Raw genomic sequence first — 20438 nt, forward strand, 5'->3', positions numbered from 1 at the left:
CAGGGTATGAAGCGCAGCGCAATGTTCATGAAGCGTGCCGGAGGCTCTAGCATTTCGGAGATTCTTCACTTCACTCCGTTCCCTATCGGTTACGCCACGCTTCGCTAACAGAATGACGATTTATGATATTTTTGCAAAATTGGGATGCTCCCGTAGTATTGGCGTGCATCAGACTCCATAGTTCATTTACAATCGACAGAATTTTGACATTTAACGCACCCTACAAGAGAAGGGTTTAGCATTGCGGTTTCCCCCTACTAATTCAGAAATAATTTCCAATTCTCTCCAATTATCTAACAGAAAAAGCATCACTAAACCTGCGGGTAATTGGCTCAACTATGAAGGTCAGAATTGATTTCTCACGAGTGATAATCTCTGCATTCGCAGCCATTCCTGGAGTAAATTCCACTTCTTGTCCTCGGAGATTCATTGAATGTTGAGTCAATTTAATTCTGGTTGAGAAAACTAAACCCAAGTCTTTATCAACTACTGCATTGGGACTAATTTGTAAAACCTCACCATCAACAACTCCAAATTCTTGAAAAGGAAAAGCTTCTAATTTAACTTTTGCTTTCATATTCTGACGAATAAAGCCAATATCGCGGTTAAGAACTTTTACTTCTAAAAGCATTTCTTCACCTTCTGGTGCAATTGATAGCAATTCTTCACCAGATTGAATGGGACCTTTAGTAGCTTTAATTTTGTAAATTGTTCCCGCGACAGGTGCTTTAATAGTTTCCCTATCTTTCTGCATTTTTGCTTGTTCTAATTGACCCGCAACATTAGTTAATTCTTCTTTGCGTTTATTGATTTGGGTTAAAATTTCACTTTGGCGTTCTGATGCTAAACGTAAGCCTTGATTACGTGCTGCTTGATAAGCTTGTTCTGCTTGGCGAATTTCTTGGTCTTGAGCAGCAATATCTTTTTCTAAAGATCTAACTTTATCTTTTGCTTCTGTCAGTCTATTTTTGGTATTAGTTACTTCATCTGAGCTTTTAATAATGTCTGTACTGGCACGATTTAATCTTTCCTGTGCTTCTAAATAATCAACTCTGGGAACTGCACCGGGATTTAATAAAGCGCGGAGATTTTCTTCTCTTTTTTGAGCTATGGTTAAATTATTATCAACTTTAGCACGGATGCCTTCAGCATTCACTAGGTTAGTTTGAGCATTAGTAAAGCTGGTTTGGGCGTTGGCTAAATTTTCTTGTAAGCGACTTAAACGAACTTTTGCTTGATTGATAATTGAAAGTTGGCGTTGTGCTTCTGCTTCTGCTGCTGCTTGTTTGGCTTTGTAGTCTAATAAACGAGAATTTAAAAGTTCGTCTTGCAGTTTTGTTCCGGCAGTTTTTTCGCGGATACGTTCTGCTTCTAAACGCTGCAAGTCATCCTCAATTAATTTAATAGCTTTAGCCAGTCGGTTAACATCGGTTTGTTGTAAGTTGGGGTCACGTTCTATTAAAATTTGATCTTTGGTAACGTGATCGCCCTCTTTGACTTTCACTGCTAAAATATATCCACTACCCAAAGATGTCACTGGTCTAACTTGAGTAGAAGCAATTAATTCTCCTGGTGCTGTCGCTACTTCATCAATTTCTGAAAAATGCGCCCAGGAAATTGTGCCAAATATAATCACGCTAATTGTTCCCGCTAATAATCTTGCATATAGCGGTGGTAATTCCTGTACAGCTTTACCTAATTCATAAGATAATTGTTCCTCTGGTTTTGCGAATCTCTCTTTTGTTTGACGTGCTTGAACAGCATTTGCAGCGAGGGAATATTTCATATATTTGGTAATGGGTAATGGGTAATGGGTAATGGGTAATGGGTAATGGGTAATGGCTTATTTCTTAATAACCAATAACCAATTACCCATTACCAAATTCAAATTGCTAAATAACGGCACAAAAACTTTTCTACAGTTTCCAACTGAAAGTTATAAATCCTTTCTAAATTGGCAATTTCTCCTGATGTACAGAAAAATTCATTAGCTAGTAAAGTGCGAAAAGTTCCTAAAGTTGTTTGTGCTGAGGAGTTGAATAAACCTAATGCACCCCGGAAGCTATCAACAGCGAATAAGGGGACATTAATGATTATGGGTTCTTTGTTAAAAATGCGACTAAAAATTTTAGGAATATCCTCACGTAATAAAATCTCTGGGCCTCCTACTGGTAAAATCTGATTACGAGCATCTGGAAGTGTTAGAGAATCTACAACTATCCTGGCTAAATCATCGGTACTAACAATAGATGTACGATTTTTTGGTTCACCTATGAGCAGATACAAACCCGTTCCTCGAAACTGTTCCGCCAGTGGTAGCAGGTTTGATGCTAATCCAGATGGGCGTAAAATAGTGTAATTTAAGCCACTACTTTGCAGATATCTTTCTACTGCTAGTTTGGCTTTGAACACAGGTGTATCTTCATATCCTCTTTCTGCACCTAAAACGGATATAAAGACAAAATGTTCAACACCGTGGACTTTAGCCTGGTCAATGAGTTCAATATTAGCGCGATAATCTAAAGATAGAACATCATTACCTGAACCGTGGGCGCTAATGATATATTTTGCACCCTGACAAGCTTTCTGAATATCCTGTTCTCGTCGCAAATCACCAATGAAGATATCTGAGTCCCGGTGTTCTAACTCGCTGTAATGGGAAGTGAGACGAACAAATGACCGCACAGACTTCTGTTGTTGGCGTAATAAGCGCACGACGCGGCGACCAATTCCGACCGTTGCTCCAGTGACTAGAATCATAGGTTTTGGATTTGAGTATGGGGCTGTTGATGTAGTTAAGTTTAATCACTATTTTGAAATCAGCAAATTCCTAAAAACCGAAGTTATACTATTTTGCATACAATGGAAATGTTGGGGTTAAACAAAACTGATGCAGATACCAGAAACAAATCCAAAGATCACAATAGCTATATCCAGCCTCTACACAAGAGACTTTTATGCTTGGACACAGGAACAAGTTTCTCTACTACGGAACCATCAATGGAATAAATTGACTTGTAAAATGTGATTAAAGAAATTAAATCTTTGAGAAAATACCAATGCCAAGAACCGCGAAATCGTTTAAGTATTTTAATTGTAAATTAACTAAAATAGCAATTTCAACCACAACACCCCAATCCTAGTTCGTTAGCAACCCTTCCTATTAAACGCTTAGATACTATTGAATTACTAGAAGAAAATCCTCACTTGAAATCTTATTTCGAAGAGGTGGTTGGTAAAACTTATTTAAAAGGTATGGAATTAGCTGTTAGGGAAACAGATTTACCTAGTCGCACTTTTCCTTCTGATTCTCATTATAGTTTGACGGAAATATTGGATGCTCGCTTTTATCCTGGTGAAACAAGTGAGTTAGCGGGAGTTAAACAAAAATCAAGCCCAAATGTAGCCCAAACTGGCTTGATCAGAAGGAAACACGTCCGGATTCCAGTTGAACCAATCAATAAATAGAAAAGATATGGCTGTTCTAAACGCTTCTAAAGCTGCAGTAAAAGTATTCAAAGGTTTCTTAGCCCACCTTGGTCTTAATCCTCCAGTCCACTGATGGCAAAGAATAAAAGTGTAGGCACAGAAAACCAAAATAAAATGGCCCAGTCAACTGCTATTATCTCCAACTTGATGTTCTTTGAGTCCTAACCATCCCTTGGCTTCCCTCTAAACAAGTTCTACCCGATTTCTTTGAGAATATGTATCAACTATCCATTGGGGTATGAGAATTGATGAAGAAATATTGGTCATAAAGTAGTCAATATCAGTGGCTTGAGAGAAAGTCGAAGCCTTGATGAAGATAGCAATATTGCCCTTTCCACTTAAGGCTGATATTTCTACTTCTTTAGTTACTACCCATAATGTTTTGGGTTGATCTAACTCCAGTTGAATTTCTGTAAAAGCCTCTTGGGGTAAACTTTGTGCTAATTCATCTAACCTAATTATTTGTGGACTATCCTCTTGGTCACTGGCAAGGACTTTGGGATTTTTAGCTAATCCTCCTAAATACTTTAAATGCCGATTTTCTATCTTTAATAAGAAAGATGTATTGTGGCCATATCCAGCATCTATAATTACTATTCCTGGTTGATTACCACGGCTTAAGGTCAGATCTATTAATTTAATTCCTAACTCAGGTTTATTCTCAAATAGAGGGTCTTGTTTCCCTTTGGGTAAATAATCGCCGTGGTGATATAACTCTATATCTAGTGGTAAGCTTTTACTGCCATCATATAGATGTGTTGTTACTACTACTATTCCATTATCCCTTTTCCCAATTTCTCCAATATATTGTCTTCCTACTCCATCCCTAAAATTCCCGCTTTTTCTATGGCCAGAATCATCAATTATTAAGCTAAGTTCTCTGGTGATTCTCCTCTGACTATACTTGTTCATAATCTCTAACCGACGGTCATTGACTTGGGAAATGGACCAAGGTGCTTCAGTTCAAACGTGGTGTAATCGGTGGTAGGTCACCCCTAGGGCATTCTCTGCCATTTCAAATAGGTTTTTTCTCTCACTTTCACCCAATTATCCCCCTAAATCATGTCTAAACTCTCTTTTTTGGGCTTGATGAGTAAATACACCATCAAACCTTTAACACCATTTTTCAAACCATGGTGCCATTGCTGGGGCAGTGGTTTCTTTCATCAGATTCTTTTAACGTGAAAGCTACACCGAAACCGCACTATACTCCTTTTTACTCTTAACTTTTGTTTAAGTCCCCATAAAAGCAGTGAGAATTGATATACTTGTAAAATTTACAATATCTACTTAGAAGTATGGGATAAATGAATCACAAAACTACCCTTAGAGAAATTGCTTCCCAAGTGCAATTATTCCAAAACATAGAACAAAAAGAAACATTTATATTTCTACTTGGCGTTTGAACATCTTGATTAATTAGTTTGCATAAAGCAGCAGAAATAATGGAAATGGATACAGAAATGTTTTTGAAAGAAGTTTTGGAAGTAATGGGGATCGATTTTTCATATCTTAGAGTTGAAGATATCGCTACAGGAAAAACCTGGTAAGCATTATGAAAATAATATTTAATTCTTCCACTTTAATTTTTTGATCTCGTTTAGATTTTCTTGATTTATTTCCGACACTAGAATCTCAATTCTCCTGACCAGAAAGTGTTATACAAGAAATCAGTGCTAAACAAGATAAATCATCTAAACATATTTATTCACTAATCAGTGAGGATAAATTATTAATACAGAAAGTACAATTAGCTGCTTTAGCTAATCGGTTAAATGAGCGTTTAGGAATAGGAGAATCTGAGGCAATTATTTTAGGTGTACAATTACAACCCAACTATATATATTATTCTTGATGACTTTGCAGCTAGAAAAGAAGCAGTAAGGTTAGGATTAAATCTTAAAGGAACTTTAGCAGTAATTCATAAATTACAGCTAGATGGTAAAATTAGTATCTATGATTTAGATAGATTAAACCAACAAATTAGGGATGTTAATTTCAGGGTAAAGCGAGAAATTTTTGATAGTATCTTTGAAGATTAATGAAAACAGGCCATCTCTTTATCGTTGATGGGTGGATGCCATTGCTGCCGTAGGCAATCGCATTAGCAAATTTACAGACTTAAAAATTTTACTTTGGTGCTTTTACTTTGGTGCTTTACGCTAACCATTTGCAACGGCTTCTGACTCTGTACAAAACCATTTTTCTCCTTTTGTTGGATCAATGACTGTTGAATCATAATCCTCTGCACCAGGAACATGATAAAACCTTCTCCCGGTGTTAATGGAAATATTACCTTTGATTTTGCATCCTGGTTTGGTGAAAGATGTGATTAGAGATGGAGAACGGCCACCTTGCAACTCCATTGCCAAAATCATAAAACCAAGAGCAACAGAAATACCGATAATTTTTTTATTAAACTCTATACCCAACTAAAACTCTACAACCACCGGCGTATGATCACTAGGCTGTTCTAACTTCCTTGGTGCAACATCAATAATACAACTTTGAGCGCGAGCGCACAAAACAGGTGTTACATAATGATGGTCTATTCTCCATCCTAAATTCCTTCTAAAAGCCGCAGTCCGATAATCCCACCAGCTATAATTTCCCCCTTCATTATTGAACTTACGAAAAGCATCAGCAAAACCCAGTGAAAGAATATCTCTTAAAGCTTGGCGTTCTCGTTCAGATGCCATAATATGATCTTCTATCTTCACTTTATCATGAATATCTATATCTTCCAAAGCAATATTAAAATCACCACACATAGAAATAGCCGGGTCTGATAACAACAGCACCTGCAAATATTTCCGCAACACCGTTAACCAACCAAGTTTATATTCATATTTCTCACTTCCCACCGCCGAACCATTGGGAACGTAAGTATTTACAATCCTCACTCCATCAATAACACCAGTGATGACCCGCTTCTGCTCGTCCCATTGTGGCTCTAACTCTGGTAAAATTGCACAGAAACCCATACTCACATTTTCCAGCGGTTGACGGCTAATGAGCGCAACGCCGTTATAAGCTTTCTGTCCGTAAATATAAGGATGATAGCCTACGTTTTCAAAGGAAATTAGGGGAAAATCCTTATCTACAACCTTCGTTTCCTGCAAACACAGGACATCAACAGGACTTTCACTTAACCAATTGATAACCTGTTCTAAGCGTGTACGAATTGAGTTGACATTCCAAGTAGCGATTTTCATTAGTTACTTATCAGTATGACGACCAATCAAGAAATATAAAAACTGTAAATTTTTTGTCATCATTTCCTATTGTTAATTTTTTTGTTTGTGGTGCCATTCACCCCAAAGTAGGCTATAACTAATTGATCCCTGAAGTAAATTCGTATTCAGCAATACAAAATAGTAAAAATTGTCAGTTAGACTACAGAATATTTTAATTAATTATGATCCCCAAGATAGATGATAATACTAAATGTCCACTTGTAATTTAGAAGGGACGTTAATTATTACCTATTACTGCTCCTCTGACATATCTGTTAGTGAATTGATGGTAGAGTTAACCAAAATTACATGCAGTTTACACTTTTGGAACTCAAAAAAGTTAATTTAAATTTCCAAACAGTAAGTACAAATGTTTTATCCCCATAAAATGATCTCAGGATTAGTAAGAAGTTATGTCAACCTAATTAATCAAGATGCAGAAAAGATCAGCAGTAAAATCTGATTGCTGTCAGGCATAGCATCCCAGTTTCTATCACCAAGCAGAGTAGTTGGTACTTAAACCAACAGATCCAGTCGACTTTAATCAAAATTTTTTTCTCTGAATTACAACAACAAACTTTTTTAGGAGGACATTGGTATGAGTAATAGAGCGAATACTTGCCCATGCTGCGGTGGTTCAATCCTGCGTCATGTTCGTCATGGTGAACTATATTGGTTTTGCCTGTCGTGCCGACAAGAAGTACCGCTATTGACCATGAGTCGCTTATCGAATAATTTAGAATCCCGTAACACAGGAGTAGTTACTTCATCTGTAGTTACTTCTGTAGATTAATATCTAATAGCCTACGTAGGTTAGGACATAAAGTCTAAAGCATCTGGAATCTAAGTAGGAAGGCAGAAAAAAACCGTAGATACGCAGCGGCTTCTTGGAGAGTAGTATGTAACGAAAAGTAAAACTGACCAAAACCTCTTCCCTATTGCATGAGTGCCTCTTGCCCTTAGGGTTCTCCAGTCGGACCCTGAGGGAAGGCGAAGCGCCTACATGGGGAAAACCACGCCACCCCGCTTTTGCCGGGAAATCCTTCCACTGCAGTGGCTTCCCAAGACCGCTCTGGTTCACCTCTTGCCTTGTCATAACGACAATTTTTAACACCCACCTACTTACAGCAGATTGCAGCTCCATGAGGTACAGAATCTAAATTGAAACCTAGAGAGCAAGAGAGTTTTAGTCCTGACTCCTGACTCCTGACTCCTGCTGTATAGGTATTGGCAAAACCCAGATACAAATAGACCTTGAATTCTGTGACATGTTATGGTGCTGACCGTTCTGAATATCAGCAGAGTGGGACACAACAAATGCATATTAGACCTATTGCAAAATTGTTTCTGTGGTATGATAGAGGGTTTTAGATTCTATGTATTTTTGGTGTTCTTTGCGATCACTAATTCAAACATAACCCTGTAACTCTAAACTTTTGACTAAAACAAAGATATACGCCCATTATAACATAAAATTAATTGTGCAAGAGGTCTATTAATTGAAGGCAAGCATCAAACTACAGATGACGCTTGCTCTTTGGTTTAAATAACTAATGGGTTTTTATTTATAGAAAAAACTGATAAGTGTCAACTTCATCCCTATCCAGATATGATAAAAAAGTAGATAATACTTAAAGAATATTTATCAAATGCTGATTCACTCCTCTGGCTTGTCCAAGGTCAAAGACTCAGTAATCAAAAAAATTCTCTTGGGTAATGAACCTAAGCCAGAATTAATGGCGATTCTTGTAGTCTACTTTGTCCAAGGCATATTAGGGTTAGCGCGTCTAGCCATCAGTTTCTTCCTCAAAGATGAATTGCATCTGAGTCCAGTTGAGGTATCAGTATTATTGGGCATAGTTGCCCTACCGTGGATGATTAAGCCATTATTTGGCTTTATTTCCGATGGGTTGCCAATCTTTGGCTACCGTCGCCGCCCCTATCTAGTATTATCTGGAATACTGGGGGCTGCTGCTTGGGTGAGTTTGTCTACTTTAGCTTATAGTACCTGGGTTGCAACAATTGCGATCGCACTATCTTCCCTCTCCGTCGCTTTCAGTGATGTAATAGTTGACTCCCTAGTTGTAGAACGTGCCAGAGTAGAATCCCAAGCACAAGTAGGTTCTCTCCAATCCCTTTGTTGGGGTACTACCGCCCTTGGTGGTTTAATTACAGCCTATTTTAGCGGTTTACTTTTAGAATATTTCAGCACTCGCACAGTATTTTTGGTGACTGCAATATTTCCGTTAATTATCTCACTAGTAGCTTGGTTCATTCATGAAACACCAGTTAACAAAGATATCCAACAACAGCCTGATCAAACTCATCCCCTCACCATCACAACTCAAATAAAACAATTAGGTCAAGCCTTTACCCAAAAAGCAATTTGGATACCCACAGCATTTATATTTATCTGGCAATCTACCCCTAGTGGAGAAGCAGCTTTTTTCTACTTCTTCACCAACGAACTGCACTTTGCACCAGAATTCTTAGGCAGAGTACATTTAGTCACAAACTTAGCCTCATTAATTGGTATTTGGATTTTTCAAAGCTATTTTAAAAGTGTTTCTTTTCGCATCATTTGTGGTTGGAGTATCGTGATTTCCGCAGCATTGAGAATGACAATGTTAGTGTTAGTTACACATACAAATAGAGCATTAGGAATAGATGACCACTGGTTTAGTTTAGGAGATAGCTTAATTCTTGCCATCATGGGACAAATTGCATTTATGCCCATCATGGTCTTAGCAGCAAGAATTTGTCCCTTGGGAATAGAAGCAACATTATTTTCACTCTTAATGTCAATATTCAATTTAGGAGGAGCTATTTCCAAAGAAATTGGAGCGATAATTATGCACTGGTTAGGAATTACAGATACTAACTTTGATACCCTATGGATATTGGTGATAATAACTAATGTACTTGCCCTTTTACCGTTACTATTTCTCAACTTTTTGTCAGATACAGAAGAAACCAACATCAAAACGTTTCCAGCTAATTCAGTTAATAATTAATTAATTGCCCACAAAAACCCAACCTAATTTTTGGTTTTAACACCTAGCAAAGCAAAATCATGCATACTTCTATGCAAGCAAAATACTGGAGTGTACTAAATGCACCTGAGGAAATTATCAGCAAACAAAAGCATAAAGTTCCTGGTTTTTGCTTCATTCATGATTCTGTAATTACTGAAAATTACTGTATTTTCTTCCAAAAGCCTGTTAATTTTAATCCCATGTCCTTTACTTTAGGAATAGCCAGCGCCGGACAATGTATTAAATTCAAGAAAAATCAACCTACAAAAATCATAGTTATTCCTCGCACGCCAGAAACACAACCTCAAGGAATCAAAGTTTTAGAAACCAAAGCAGGATTTATTTCCCATCATGTCAATGCTTTTGAAATTGGGAACGAAATTGTAATTGATTCTATTTGCTATGAATCATGAACAGATTCGGAAGCAAATAGTGATTATCGACAAACCAATTTTGAAGCTAATGCACCAGGACAACTATGGCGTTTTAATCTCTATTTACAAAAAAATCAAGTGCAAAGCAACTTAATAGATAGTCGGGCTTCTGAGTTTCCCATTATTCACCCGAATCATGTGTGGGTAGACCCTACCGTTATTAATATACTGCTTCTGCTCATCAGTTAACAGGAAATGCGCCTTTACAAGCAATTTTAAGACTTGATTTAGAGTCGGGGTAACAGGAAATATGGAGTAGTGCACCATGCGGTTTTACAGGTAAACCTATTTTTATTTCTCGTCCAAACTCTCAATCAGAAGATGATGGTTGGGTAATATCTTTAGTCTATGATACAGAACATCATCGTTCAGATGTAATCATCTTAGATGCTCAAAATTTTCAAAAAGGTGCAGTTGCAAAACTACATCTAAAACATCATATTCCTTATGGTTTAGATGGGAAGTTTACGCCAGACATATTCATTCAATTAACTTAAGGCAACCCAACAAACTCCTAAATAAGATCCCCAACTCCTCCAAGAAGTCGGGGATTCGATACGGAAGCATCCCAAATGTGTAACTTGAAGTAAAATCACCAAAACCCTCTTCATTGTTGCCTTTTGCCTTTGATAACGATAGTTTTTAACGCCAACCTACTTATTTTTATCTGACCTAACAACTTATCCAAGGCATGAAATAAACAAACGGCAAAGGACGCAAAGAACGCAAAGGAAAGAGAGCTTCAAAGGGTTTTTGAATTAATTCCGTGATTTTCGCTTTCAAAAGAGACGTCCGAAAATTTACAAAGGAGTCTGTCTGTGTCTAGCTTTCCATAGTGTTAAGATGAGGAAAGAGCCAAGGAAAGAATCAGGGTTGGGAATAGTTACGGATAGTTCCTATCCATGAAGATGTTGATGACAAATTCATAACTGACCTCATATCCATAACATTTACGAAATGGGCAAAACTAATGAACTAATTCCTAATGTGACTAAACCATAAATAGTAAGAATTACTTGTGAGTAAATTGGGGAATTCAGGGGAAATCGTTGTTGAGGTACCCGGAATATTTTTACAAGTCTAATGACCTGTTCAACAAAAATCCCCTTGGTGGAAAACTCTTTGTTTCCTGCCTTTTGTTCTGAGTCGCCATGGCATAATCCCTATCATGTTTTTCTACCTGTTCAAGGAGACTAGCAGGGAAACATCTCATAATATCTCTAGCCAGTCATGAAATGTGTCCTATGCTTCCGTTTTGGATATACCGAAGTGCAAAAACCTCAAATGTTGGCATTTTCCTCAAATAGAACAAGGATAGACATACCTGTTCTTTGATCTCTAGTTTCCCTTTCCCCCCTGCTCCTTTCTGATTTATACCTATCTTTTTACTTTCTATGTCACCTTGAAGTTTTTTATGCTGCATTTCACCTTGGGCTAACAAGTTTTGAAACTGATGGTTAGTTATTCCCAGTATTTGTTTTCTACCATGTGGATATTCTTGAATATAGTTAATTTAGTGGATTTTTCCTTTTGCTACACCCTCAAAATTCCCTTCTACCATTTTTTCCACACCAACTTAATTTTCCTGACAGGTCTCTTGTGATGTTTTGATTCCCGCAGCTTTGGAAAATCAAATCACTGAGGAAAATATTGAGCAGATACAAGCGCAGTTTGTTGCTGAAGCTGCTAATGGCCCTGTAACTTTAGAGGCTAACGGAGTTCTAGAAGCTCGTGGTGTGAAGGTTTCACCGGATATTTTAGCCAATGCTGGGGGTGTGGTGGTGAGTTATTTGGAATGGGTACAAGGTCTTTCTTACCTGTTCTGGGATGAAGAGCGAGTGAACCGGGAAATGAAACACTTAATGGTGAATGCTTATCGTCAAGTAATTCAAGGGTCACAGATGAGAGGAGTAAATCGACGGTTAGCTGCTTATACACTGGGTGTGGGTAGATTCGCGCAAGCTTTGACTGATAGGGGTTTGTATCCTTAATTATGAGGCTGCCAAATCAAAAAATCCCGATTTTTGGGTATGTTCCCATGTAAAGACGTTCACCGGAACGTCTTTACACCTATAAGTAAGTTGGCGTTAAAAATTGTTGTTATAAAAGACAATAGGGAAGAGGTTTTTGGTGATTTTACTTTATGTTACATACTTCTGTTTTTTCCCGCCGACTTACTTACTTGTTATTTAATTAAGCAAAATTTCCGCATTTATTAAAAAGTGACAAAATCCATCTGATTGATACTATTAATTACGGTACTAGAATTGTAGTTCTTGAAATCCTTTTCTGACTTGATGGGTCAAATAAGTTACTTGATTTTGATGTCCTATATGACTTTATGCCTAGCTGCAAGTTCCCAAGTCCATGAGATTTCATACACCTTTCGGCGTTTGCAAATATACAATGAGTTGTTTGATATATCTTTGTGTGCGATCGCTCTACTCATTGAGTTAATCTACAGAGGGGGAGTAAGACCAAGAAACTGCAAGGTGGAAAGGCAATGGAAAAATATTATAGTTTCCATTGAATAGAACACATATTGTCAGCAAGTTTGTATAAGATGGACTGATTAACACCAATTGATATGAATAAGTGAATTGGTTTGGTTCCCTAGTGACAAAGTTGTTTAAAGAAAATGAACAGAAAATTTATCTTGGCCTTGCTTTCTAGCCCACCTTCGGCACCCTAACTGTACCCTAACTGTCACAGATAGTAGTACATATGAACTAAGGCTCCTGCAAGGAAGAAAAGGCTTAATGAGAATAGTATCATTAAAATGGCAATAGAGTGAGAGAATAAAGTTTTGTAAACAAGATAAAAGAAAAGAAAATTTAATGATTTAAAAATTAAATTAGAACAGAAGAAGAAATGATTTAATCACAACAGGAGTTGTGGATAATTCTGTTGTGAAATCAAAGCTTCAAAAAATGGAAATTCAAAACCTATACCATTGAGGCATAGTAGCAGGAATAATAGACGCCATAGGAGTAGTAGAAATAATCCTTGAAATTGGAGAGAACGTAAGTCCGGGTCATGTAGTAAAACCCATGATAATCAACGGGTTAGGATTTGTATAAAAACCCTTATATATGTTTCCCCAAGATTTTGAAACAATCCCCTGTGACCATCTAATAGGAGCAGGAGTAACACCAGAACATCTCAAGGACGATAAACTGGGGAGAGTCATGGATAAACTATTTATAAAAGGATTGGATAGAATATTTTTTGTTGTCGCCTTAAAAGCAGCCCCAAAATTTGGAGTATCCCTATGAGCAGGGCATCTAGACTCATCATAAATGCACATACATTGGCAATATAATACCAGCTTACCAGAAGTAATATTTGAGAGTCAAAAAGTAGGAAATAATCAAGAAATAGAAGAATTAGCAGTAAAATCACCAAAAGAAATAACCATCACCTACGGTTATTCTGGTGACCATAGACCGGAGTTAAAACAGTTCATCATAGAAATGATATGTTCATGAGATGGAGACATACCAATATATATTTTTAAAACTAGCATCGGGAAACCAAGCAGATTCATCATGCTTTGGTAAAATAGCAGTAGAGTACCAAAAACAATTAAAAGTTAACTAAAAGTTAACAGTCTCATAGTAGCAGACTGGGCCTTATATACAGAATCAAGTCTAAAAATGATGAATGATGTCATATTTAAGCTGGTTATATCCAGTGCCATTAAGCGTAGAATCAGCACAATCATTAATATCAACATTACCAGAACCAGAATTTGTTGATAGTAACTTACCCGGATATAAACTAGCTTCAAAAACAGTAAATTATCCAGGAATAGAACAAAGATGGTTAGTAGTGCAAAGTCAAGAAAGAAGAGAATCAGACCTGGGTAAACTCTCACAAGAAATTACCAAGGCACAATCAAAAGCTGTGCAAGATCTGAAAAAGTTATCACCAGAAAAATTTGCTTGTGAAGCTGATGCTATCAAGGGGTTATCTAAACTATTCAAACAATTCAAATATCACCAAATTAACCAGAGTAACGTTACTCAAATCAAATCTAAGAAAAAAGATAGTTCAGGAGAGATATCCTCTGAAATATCAGCTACAGTCTCCCAGAATAAAAGTAAAATTAATACAGAATTTCTGAGGACAGGGCCTTTTATTATTGGTACAAACCTTTTGGATTCCAATGAACTTACCCATGAGAGGCTATTGATAAAGTAAATGTAGAGGGGAGTAGAAAAGGAATGTTGGAAGGATAGGATACATAAAATGTAGTGTATTTACATAGCTACTGATGGAACGAAAGTCTTACCCCACAGACTTAACTGATATGGAGTGGGAAATCCTGGCCCCATTGATTCCACCAGCCAAAGAAGGAGGGCATCCACCCACAACAGATATGGGTGAAATATGTAATTCCATCTATTTTCATTTGAAAACTGGATGTCAATGGAATATGCTTCCAGGTGACTTCCCGCCAAAATCAACGGTATATAGCTATTACAGGAAATGGCAGGGCCAGGGGGTTTGGGAAAAATTCAACCATACATTGGGTGGTCAAGTTCGCTCGCAATTAGGTAAATCAACACAACCTACCGCGCTTGCCGTAGACAGTCAGTCGGTCAATACTGACCAAAAAAAGGGGATGTGTATGGTTTTGACGGATGTAAAAAGGTAAAAGGAAGAAAGGGGCAGACTTTAGTTGATAGCCTGGGATTTGTGTTTAAAGTTGTTGTTAGTGAAGCGAATGCCCCAGAACGAATACTTGCTGCCTATGCACTAATGGAACTGCTAGAGGAACCCACAGAATTATTGGAAAAAGTCCAAGTTTTATAGGTTGATTCCGGTTATGACGGTGATAAATTTGGACTTGCAGTTTGGTTCATGATTCAAGCTCATGTTGAAGTCATAGGACCTACTGAGTAAGGATTTAAAGTTTTACCACAACCCTGGGTAGTAGAAAGAACATTTGGGTGGTTTAAGCAATATCATCGTCTAAGCAAGAATTATGAGCGTTTAACACAAATGAGGGAAGGGGCTATATATGCTCTTATGGCTAGAATTATGCTACTTCCTCTTGTCTCCTAAACATTTACTTTATAAATCATCTCTGACTCCATCTTGAGTGAATATAAAGCTCAACAGTCTTGCCAGAGAGGGTTTGCTTTTCTCAAAGACCCATTATTTTTTGCAGACAGTATTTTCCTACAAAGTCCAGAGAGAATAGAGTCCCTGGGAATGGATTATGGGTTTATCTCTGCTGGTTTATACTTTAGAGCAACGACAAATTACAACCCCTTTGAGAGAGTCTAAATCAACAGTAAAAAATCAATTGGGCAAACCAACTGACTGCCCCACTTTACGCTGGATTTTTCCATGCTTTCAGTCTATTCATTTAGTTACACTTAACCAAGGAAAACACATCTGTTACTGGACTCAAGAGAGAGATTTCATTGTGAATCTTTTACCAGAGCATTGTTCTCCCTACTATCAATTACTTACCTAATTTTTCTCTCTATTAATTTAATCTCCATGAGAAAATAACCTAATGTCGTTGATTTATAGCTCTATTTTACTATTTCCATAATTTCTTTTTTTACTTCAATCTATTAGTCTAAGTTATGATTTATCTCTTGAATATCTTCATTTATCTGTTGACTCCTCTGGGCGGTGTTCTTTCTTATTGCTCCTTATTGAGAATAGCTTTTGATGCTATTTTTGGTGCTTTACTGTTTCTCCAATGCCTTTTTTCACTGTATATGTTTCTTTTTATGCTCCCTTGGATTTTTTCTCTCCGTAATTTCTCTCTGTGGCACTTTATGGTGCCGAATATGGGTTTTAATGTAAAAAAATCATGCGTTTTACCGTATAAATACTTTTCTGATTTTATACAGGCAAGGGTGCTATACCATGCAACTGACGTACAGCATTAAGGCAAACTGGACAATCACAGCCAAACAACTTGATTGCTTCATCACTTTCTGCTTCCGTAAATTCTAGTTCATCGGGCTGATTTTTATCAGGTTGAACTTGTGCTATTTGCATAGCTGGTTTAGCAGTAGTTGGAGTAGCATTATCCATTTGTATACATACCTGACGCACAGTTGCTTAGTGGGGAAAACGCACAGAAGATAGATGAGTACCTACAGGGTTAACAGTTTGACTAGCGTGGACTGGTCTAGCCATGATGACCATAGATATCATAGACATAAACAGGACTGGGCTAGAACCCACATTCGGCACCATAAAGTGCCACAGAGAGAAATTACGGAGAGAAAAAATCCAAGGGAGCATAAAAAGAAACATATACAGTGAAAAAAGGCATTGGAGAAACAGTAAAGCACCAAAAATAGCATCAAAAGCTATTCTCAATAAGGAGCAATAAGAAAGAACACCGCCCAGAGGAGTCAACAGATAAATGAAGATATTCAAGAGATAAATCATAACTTAGACTAATAGATTGAAGTAAAAAAAGAAATTATGGAAATAGTAAAATAGAGCTATAAATCAACGACATTAGGTTATTTTCTCATGGAGATTAAATTAATAGAGAGAAAAATTAGGTAAGTAATTGATAGTAGGGAGAACAATGCTCTGGTAAAAGATTCACAATGAAATCTCTCTCTTGAGTCCAGTAACAGATGTGTTTTCCTTGGTTAAGTGTAACTAAATGAATAGACTGAAAGCATGGAAAAATCCAGCGTAAAGTGGGGCAGTCAGTTGGTTTGCCCAATTGATTTTTTACGGTTGATTTAGACTCTCTCAAAGGGGTTGTAATTTGTCGTTGCTCTAAAGTATAAACCAGCAGAGATAAACCCATAATCCATTCCCAGGGACTCTATTCTCTCTGGACTTTTTAGGAAAATACTGTCTGCAAAAAATAATGGGTCTTTGAGAAAAGCAAACCCTCTCTGGCAAGACTATTGAGTTTTATATTCACTCAAGATGGAGTCATGGGTAAGTTCATTTGAATCCAAAAGGTTTGTACCAATAATAAAAGGCCCTGTCCTCAGAAATTCTGTATTAATTTTACTTTCATTCTGGGAGACTGTAGCTGATATTTCAGAGGATATCTCTCCTGAACTATCTTTTTTCTTAGATTTGATTTGAGTAACGTTACTCTGGTTAATTTGGTGATATTTGAATTGTTTGAATAGTTTAGATAACCCCTTGATAGCATCAGCTTCACAAGCAAATTTTTCTGGTGATAACTTTTTCAGATCTTGCACAGCTTTTGATTGTGCCTTGGTAATTTCTTGTGAGAGTTTACCCAGGTCTGATTCTCTTCTTTCTTGACTTTGCACTACTAACCATCTTTGTTCTATTCCTGGATAATTTACTGTTTTTGAAGCTAGTTTATATCCGGGTAAGTTACTATCAACAAATTCTGGTTCTGGTAATGTTGATATTAATGATTGTGCTGATTCTACGCTTAATGGCACTGGATATAACCAGCTTAAATATGACATCATTCATCATTTTTAGACTTGATTCTGTATATAAGGCCCAGTCTGCTACTATGAGACTGTTAACTTTTAGTTAACTTTTAATTGTTTTTGGTACTCTACTGCTATTTTACCAAAGCATGATGAATCTGCTTGGTTTCCCGATGCTAGTTTTAAAAATATATATTGGTATGTCTCCATCTCATGAACATATCATTTCTATGATGAACTGTTTTAACTCCGGTCTATGGTCACCAGAATAATCGTAGGTGATGGTTATTTCTTTTGGTGATTTTACTGCTAATTCTTCTATTTCTTGATTATTTCCTACTTTTTGACTCTCAAATATTACTTCTGGTAAGCTGGTATTATATTGCCAATGTATGTGCATTTATGATGAGTCTAGATGCCCTGCTCATAGGGATACTCCAAATTTTGGGGCTGCTTTTAAGGCGACAACAAAAAATATTCTATCCAATCCTTTTATAAATAGTTTATCCATGACTCTCCCCAGTTTATCGTCCTTGAGATGTTCTGGTGTTACTCCTGCTCCTATTAGATGGTCACAGGGGATTGTTTCAAAATCTTGGGGAAACATATATAAGGGTTTTTATACAAATCCTAACCCGTTGATTATCATGGGTTTTACTACATGACCCGGACTTACGTTCTCTCCAATTTCAAGGATTATTTCTACTACTCCTATGGCGTCTATTATTCCTGCTACTATGCCTAAATGGTCTAGGTTTTGAATTTCCATTTTTTGAAGCTTTGATTTCACAACAGAATTATCCACAACTCCTGTTGTGATTAAATCATTTCTTCTTCTGTTCTAATTTAATTTTTAAATCATTAAATTTTCTTTTCTTTTATCTTGTTTACAAAACTTTATTCTCTCACTCTATTGCCATTTTAATGATACTATTCTCATTAAGCCTTTTCTTCCTTGCAGGAGCCTTAGTTCATATGTACTACTATCTGTGACAGTTAGGGTACAGTTAGGGTGCCGAAGGTCGGTTAAAAAATGATTTCTGTTTTTCTATACAGACACAAAAAACCAGAGAACTTGCTCTCTGGTTCTTAAGTTGAAAAGTGAATAATAAGCAATTTAATACAGGCGGGTTTGAGGCTAAGGCTTAGATTCTACCTATGTTGTGCAGTCCTAATATGATACCAGCGCCTAAGATATGACCGAAGGCTGTAGTTGCTAGTACAGCAGGTAAACCAAAACCACCAAAGAAATTAGCTGCGGGTACTGCTGGTGCTGATCTGGGATACTTAATTGTAAATTTGCCGAAAGCGATAGCTAGAATGTTGGCGATAATCATGATAATGCCAACAGTAGGACTCCATTCTAGGGGTGTAGGTACAGTAGCGAGTAAAGTTGAGGTCAACACCGGATTTGCTCCTGAGATTATTGAATCACTGACAATATAATCTTCAGAATTACTAAGACAATTCAAGAAAAATCCCAAACTTGCAGCAATATTTAACAGTTATTGCCAATCCTTAACATAAACAATCACTATACTGAGAATTTAAGCTGTCTACCAACCTGAACAGCGATCGCTCTCCAGATAATTTAAACTCAAGGTGAGACTGATTATTTTCTGAATTAACTATGTCCTTAAGTCTTGACTCCTTACCACCTGCTTTAGCTAAGATTGTTCAACGCTTCCAACGTGCTGCTGACCCAAAGCGGCGTTATGAGCAGTTAATTTGGTATGCAGAAAAACTGCCAGAATTTCCCGAAGCTTATAAAATTCCCGAAAACAAAGTTCCTGGTTGCGTTTCTCAGGTATACGTAACAGCATCACTGCATGACGGGAAAGTGGTTTTTCAAGGAGATTCGGATTCTCAGCTAACTAAGGGATTAGTCGCGTTATTGATAGAAGGATTAAATGGACTAGCACCAACAGAAATCGTGCAACTGACTCCTGATTTTATTCAAGCTACAGGTTTAAATGTTAGTTTAACTCCTTCCCGCGCCAATGGTTTTTACAACATCTTCAAAACCATGCAGAAAAAAGCTTTCGAATGTAAATTAGAAGGTTAGGGACTGGGGACACTTCGACCCTTCGACAAATTCAGGGCATCCCTGGGTACTGATTCAGATGAGATTGACACTCTCCTACCTGTTGTTACCCATTCCCTATTCCTTGTTCTCACTAACTAATACCCAAAGCCCTGCGAGTAGAAGGACCAACTATACCATCTACAAGCAAACCATTTCTTCTTTGGAAATTGCGGACATGGTAAGCAGTATTCGGTCCATAAACACCATCTACTCTTATACCTAAAGCTCGTTGTACCACCCTCACACGCTCACCTCTAGCGCCCTGTCTCAGCAAAACTCGACCACCAACACCAAGGCCAGGACGACCATGTGAAGTTTCAGGATTCATACCAATCCATTTTTCAGCAACATAATATCCTTGGTAACGTCCAGAAGTAATTTTAGCAAAACCATTACTCACATTTCCAGTATCTCCAATGTTTGTTCCATTAGGTACACAAGCTACAGATGAGTTACCACTGCTAGGACGCCTGCGGATATATAAACAATTACCATTAGTTCTCACATAATCTGCTGAAGCTTCCTTAACTTGGGAAACAGAACCAACTAAAACAGTAATACCAGCTAAAGCTAACCACGCAGAAGACTTCAGTAATTTTTTCCAATTAAATTGCAACTTGGGAAGATTCAAATCCACATTAACGGGAGTCTCTTCATTCGCCATGTACATATAAGAATAAGCCATATATTCCATGATTTTTTGCTCCTTTATGTAAACACTAGGGATATTACAAACAGTG

17 protein-coding genes and 8 pseudogenes are annotated in these 20438 nt (G+C 37.3%); 13 read left to right on the forward strand and 12 right to left on the reverse strand.

The window, feature by feature from the left end:
• Positions 1-289: 289 nt before the first annotated feature.
• Positions 290-1786, reverse strand: a complete 1497-nt coding sequence (locus AAZO_RS24340; RefSeq protein ID WP_013193194.1) for a beta-barrel domain-containing protein — start codon at positions 1784-1786, stop codon at positions 290-292.
• A gap of 98 nt (positions 1787-1884) precedes the next feature.
• Positions 1885-2760 carry an SDR family oxidoreductase gene (locus AAZO_RS24345; RefSeq protein ID WP_013193195.1) on the reverse strand — a complete coding sequence of 292 codons (876 nt, stop codon included), beginning with the start codon at positions 2758-2760 and terminating at the stop codon, positions 1885-1887.
• A gap of 130 nt (positions 2761-2890) precedes the next feature.
• On the opposite strand from AAZO_RS24345, the gene AAZO_RS41895 reads away from it, so the two are divergent.
• Both AAZO_RS41895 and AAZO_RS41900 read left to right on the forward strand, forming a co-directional pair.
• Entirely contained in the window at positions 2891-3028 is a 138-nt protein-coding gene (locus tag AAZO_RS41895; protein WP_266887189.1) for a DUF29 family protein, read from the forward strand.
• A gap of 134 nt (positions 3029-3162) precedes the next feature.
• Positions 3163-3468 (forward strand): DUF29 family protein, encoded by a 306-nt coding sequence (locus tag AAZO_RS41900; RefSeq protein WP_338027272.1) that lies wholly within the window; start codon positions 3163-3165, stop codon positions 3466-3468.
• On the opposite strand, the pseudogene AAZO_RS24355 reads toward AAZO_RS41900, so the two are convergent.
• A pseudogene (locus AAZO_RS24355) lies at positions 3391-4656 on the reverse strand (IS701 family transposase). The gene AAZO_RS41900 and the pseudogene AAZO_RS24355 sit on opposite strands and share 78 nt — an antisense overlap.
• Before the next feature lie 535 nt (positions 4657-5191).
• Here AAZO_RS24355 and AAZO_RS44680 point away from each other — a divergent pair.
• Positions 5192-5344 (forward strand): hypothetical protein, encoded by a 153-nt coding sequence (locus AAZO_RS44680; protein WP_476691486.1) that lies wholly within the window; start codon positions 5192-5194, stop codon positions 5342-5344.
• Positions 5307-5531 carry a PIN domain-containing protein gene (locus tag AAZO_RS40265; protein ID WP_228371403.1) on the forward strand — a complete coding sequence of 75 codons (225 nt, stop codon included), beginning with the start codon at positions 5307-5309 and terminating at the stop codon, positions 5529-5531. The genes AAZO_RS44680 and AAZO_RS40265 overlap by 38 nt, the downstream gene beginning before the upstream one ends.
• 120 nt (positions 5532-5651) lie before the next feature.
• Here AAZO_RS40265 and AAZO_RS24370 read toward each other — a convergent pair whose 3' ends face one another.
• Both AAZO_RS24370 and xth read right to left on the reverse strand, forming a co-directional pair.
• Positions 5652-5921 carry a sunset domain-containing protein gene (locus tag AAZO_RS24370; protein WP_013193196.1) on the reverse strand — a complete coding sequence of 90 codons (270 nt, stop codon included), beginning with the start codon at positions 5919-5921 and terminating at the stop codon, positions 5652-5654.
• Entirely contained in the window at positions 5922-6704 is a 783-nt protein-coding gene (gene xth / locus AAZO_RS24375; RefSeq protein ID WP_013193197.1) for an exodeoxyribonuclease III, read from the reverse strand.
• A gap of 619 nt (positions 6705-7323) precedes the next feature.
• On the opposite strand from xth, the gene AAZO_RS40270 reads away from it, so the two are divergent.
• From AAZO_RS40270 to AAZO_RS32335, 3 genes and pseudogenes are all read left to right on the forward strand, one after another.
• On the forward strand, positions 7324-7518 hold the full coding sequence (locus tag AAZO_RS40270; RefSeq protein ID WP_013193198.1) for a hypothetical protein: 195 nt from the start codon (positions 7324-7326) through the stop codon (positions 7516-7518).
• A gap of 856 nt (positions 7519-8374) precedes the next feature.
• Complete coding sequence (locus tag AAZO_RS24380; RefSeq protein ID WP_013193199.1) at positions 8375-9739, forward strand: folate/biopterin family MFS transporter; 1365 nt, start codon at positions 8375-8377, stop codon at positions 9737-9739.
• A gap of 95 nt (positions 9740-9834) precedes the next feature.
• Positions 9835-10691 (forward strand): annotated as a pseudogene (locus AAZO_RS32335) (carotenoid oxygenase family protein); the annotation flags it as partial.
• Between the two features lie 453 nt (positions 10692-11144).
• Here the strand turns inward: AAZO_RS32335 and AAZO_RS40275 are convergent.
• Together AAZO_RS40275 and AAZO_RS40280 are read right to left on the reverse strand one after the other, a co-directional pair.
• Positions 11145-11297 carry a hypothetical protein gene (locus AAZO_RS40275; RefSeq protein WP_228371776.1) on the reverse strand — a complete coding sequence of 51 codons (153 nt, stop codon included), beginning with the start codon at positions 11295-11297 and terminating at the stop codon, positions 11145-11147.
• The gene (locus tag AAZO_RS40280) at positions 11267-11407 is read right to left on the reverse strand and encodes a hypothetical protein (RefSeq protein ID WP_228371404.1); all 141 of its coding nucleotides are present in this window, start codon (positions 11405-11407) and stop codon (positions 11267-11269) included. Before AAZO_RS40280 ends, AAZO_RS40275 begins: the two co-directional genes overlap by 31 nt.
• Before the next feature lie 385 nt (positions 11408-11792).
• Here AAZO_RS40280 and AAZO_RS24395 point away from each other — a divergent pair.
• The 5 genes and pseudogenes from AAZO_RS24395 to AAZO_RS40300 all read left to right on the forward strand — a co-directional run.
• Positions 11793-12185 (forward strand): annotated as a pseudogene (locus tag AAZO_RS24395) (glutamate dehydrogenase); the annotation flags it as partial.
• A 969-nt stretch (positions 12186-13154) separates the two neighbouring features.
• A pseudogene (locus AAZO_RS44375) lies at positions 13155-14388 on the forward strand (IS1634 family transposase); the annotation flags it as partial.
• Between the two features lie 82 nt (positions 14389-14470).
• Positions 14471-15264, forward strand: a pseudogene (locus AAZO_RS32350) (IS5 family transposase).
• Positions 15265-15288: 24 nt separating this feature from the next.
• Positions 15289-15682 (forward strand): annotated as a pseudogene (locus AAZO_RS24420) (IS1634 family transposase); the annotation flags it as partial.
• Positions 15683-15797: 115 nt separating this feature from the next.
• Positions 15798-16109 carry a hypothetical protein gene (locus AAZO_RS40300; protein ID WP_013193202.1) on the forward strand — a complete coding sequence of 104 codons (312 nt, stop codon included), beginning with the start codon at positions 15798-15800 and terminating at the stop codon, positions 16107-16109.
• Here the strand turns inward: AAZO_RS40300 and AAZO_RS40305 are convergent.
• The 4 genes and pseudogenes from AAZO_RS40305 to psaK form a co-directional block, all read right to left on the reverse strand.
• Entirely contained in the window at positions 16063-16257 is a 195-nt protein-coding gene (locus AAZO_RS40305; RefSeq protein ID WP_013193203.1) for a hypothetical protein, read from the reverse strand. The genes AAZO_RS40300 and AAZO_RS40305 overlap by 47 nt on opposite strands.
• A 147-nt stretch (positions 16258-16404) precedes the next feature.
• Positions 16405-16620: pseudogene (locus tag AAZO_RS44380) on the reverse strand (hypothetical protein); the annotation flags it as partial.
• Positions 16621-16735: 115 nt separating this feature from the next.
• Positions 16736-18381: pseudogene (locus AAZO_RS44385) on the reverse strand (IS1634 family transposase).
• Positions 18382-18757: 376 nt separating this feature from the next.
• Positions 18758-19018 carry a photosystem I reaction center subunit PsaK gene (gene psaK / locus AAZO_RS24455; protein WP_013193205.1) on the reverse strand — a complete coding sequence of 87 codons (261 nt, stop codon included), beginning with the start codon at positions 19016-19018 and terminating at the stop codon, positions 18758-18760.
• Between the two features lie 224 nt (positions 19019-19242).
• On the opposite strand from psaK, the gene AAZO_RS24460 reads away from it, so the two are divergent.
• Positions 19243-19677 carry a SufE family protein gene (locus AAZO_RS24460; RefSeq protein WP_013193206.1) on the forward strand — a complete coding sequence of 145 codons (435 nt, stop codon included), beginning with the start codon at positions 19243-19245 and terminating at the stop codon, positions 19675-19677.
• Positions 19678-19789: 112 nt separating this feature from the next.
• On the opposite strand, the gene AAZO_RS24465 is transcribed toward AAZO_RS24460, so the two are convergent.
• Positions 19790-20383, reverse strand: coding sequence for a peptidoglycan-binding domain-containing protein (locus tag AAZO_RS24465; protein WP_275450197.1), 594 nt, complete (start codon positions 20381-20383; stop codon positions 19790-19792).
• Positions 20384-20438 lie beyond the last annotated feature (55 nt).

This window comes from 'Nostoc azollae' 0708 (assembly GCF_000196515.1).
Taxonomy (GTDB): Bacteria; Cyanobacteriota; Cyanobacteriia; order Cyanobacteriales; family Nostocaceae; genus Trichormus_B; species Trichormus_B azollae.

Coding starts and splice junctions, on each gene's coding strand:
- AAZO_RS24340 (WP_013193194.1), bottom strand. CDS start 1,786: ATGAAATATTCCCTCGCTGCAAATGCTGTTCAAGCACGTCAAACAAAA.
- AAZO_RS24345 (WP_013193195.1), bottom strand. CDS start 2,760: ATGATTCTAGTCACTGGAGCAACGGTCGGAATTGGTCGCCGCGTCGTG.
- AAZO_RS41895 (WP_266887189.1), top strand. CDS start 2,891: ATGCAGATACCAGAAACAAATCCAAAGATCACAATAGCTATATCCAGC.
- xth (WP_013193197.1), bottom strand. CDS start 6,704: ATGAAAATCGCTACTTGGAATGTCAACTCAATTCGTACACGCTTAGAA.
- AAZO_RS40270 (WP_013193198.1), top strand. CDS start 7,324: ATGAGTAATAGAGCGAATACTTGCCCATGCTGCGGTGGTTCAATCCTG.
- AAZO_RS24380 (WP_013193199.1), top strand. CDS start 8,375: ATGCTGATTCACTCCTCTGGCTTGTCCAAGGTCAAAGACTCAGTAATC.
- AAZO_RS40280 (WP_228371404.1), bottom strand. CDS start 11,407: ATGAGATGTTTCCCTGCTAGTCTCCTTGAACAGGTAGAAAAACATGAT.
- AAZO_RS40300 (WP_013193202.1), top strand. CDS start 15,798: ATGATTTATCTCTTGAATATCTTCATTTATCTGTTGACTCCTCTGGGC.
- AAZO_RS40305 (WP_013193203.1), bottom strand. CDS start 16,257: ATGGATAATGCTACTCCAACTACTGCTAAACCAGCTATGCAAATAGCA.
- AAZO_RS24460 (WP_013193206.1), top strand. CDS start 19,243: ATGTCCTTAAGTCTTGACTCCTTACCACCTGCTTTAGCTAAGATTGTT.
- AAZO_RS24465 (WP_275450197.1), bottom strand. CDS start 20,383: ATGGCTTATTCTTATATGTACATGGCGAATGAAGAGACTCCCGTTAAT.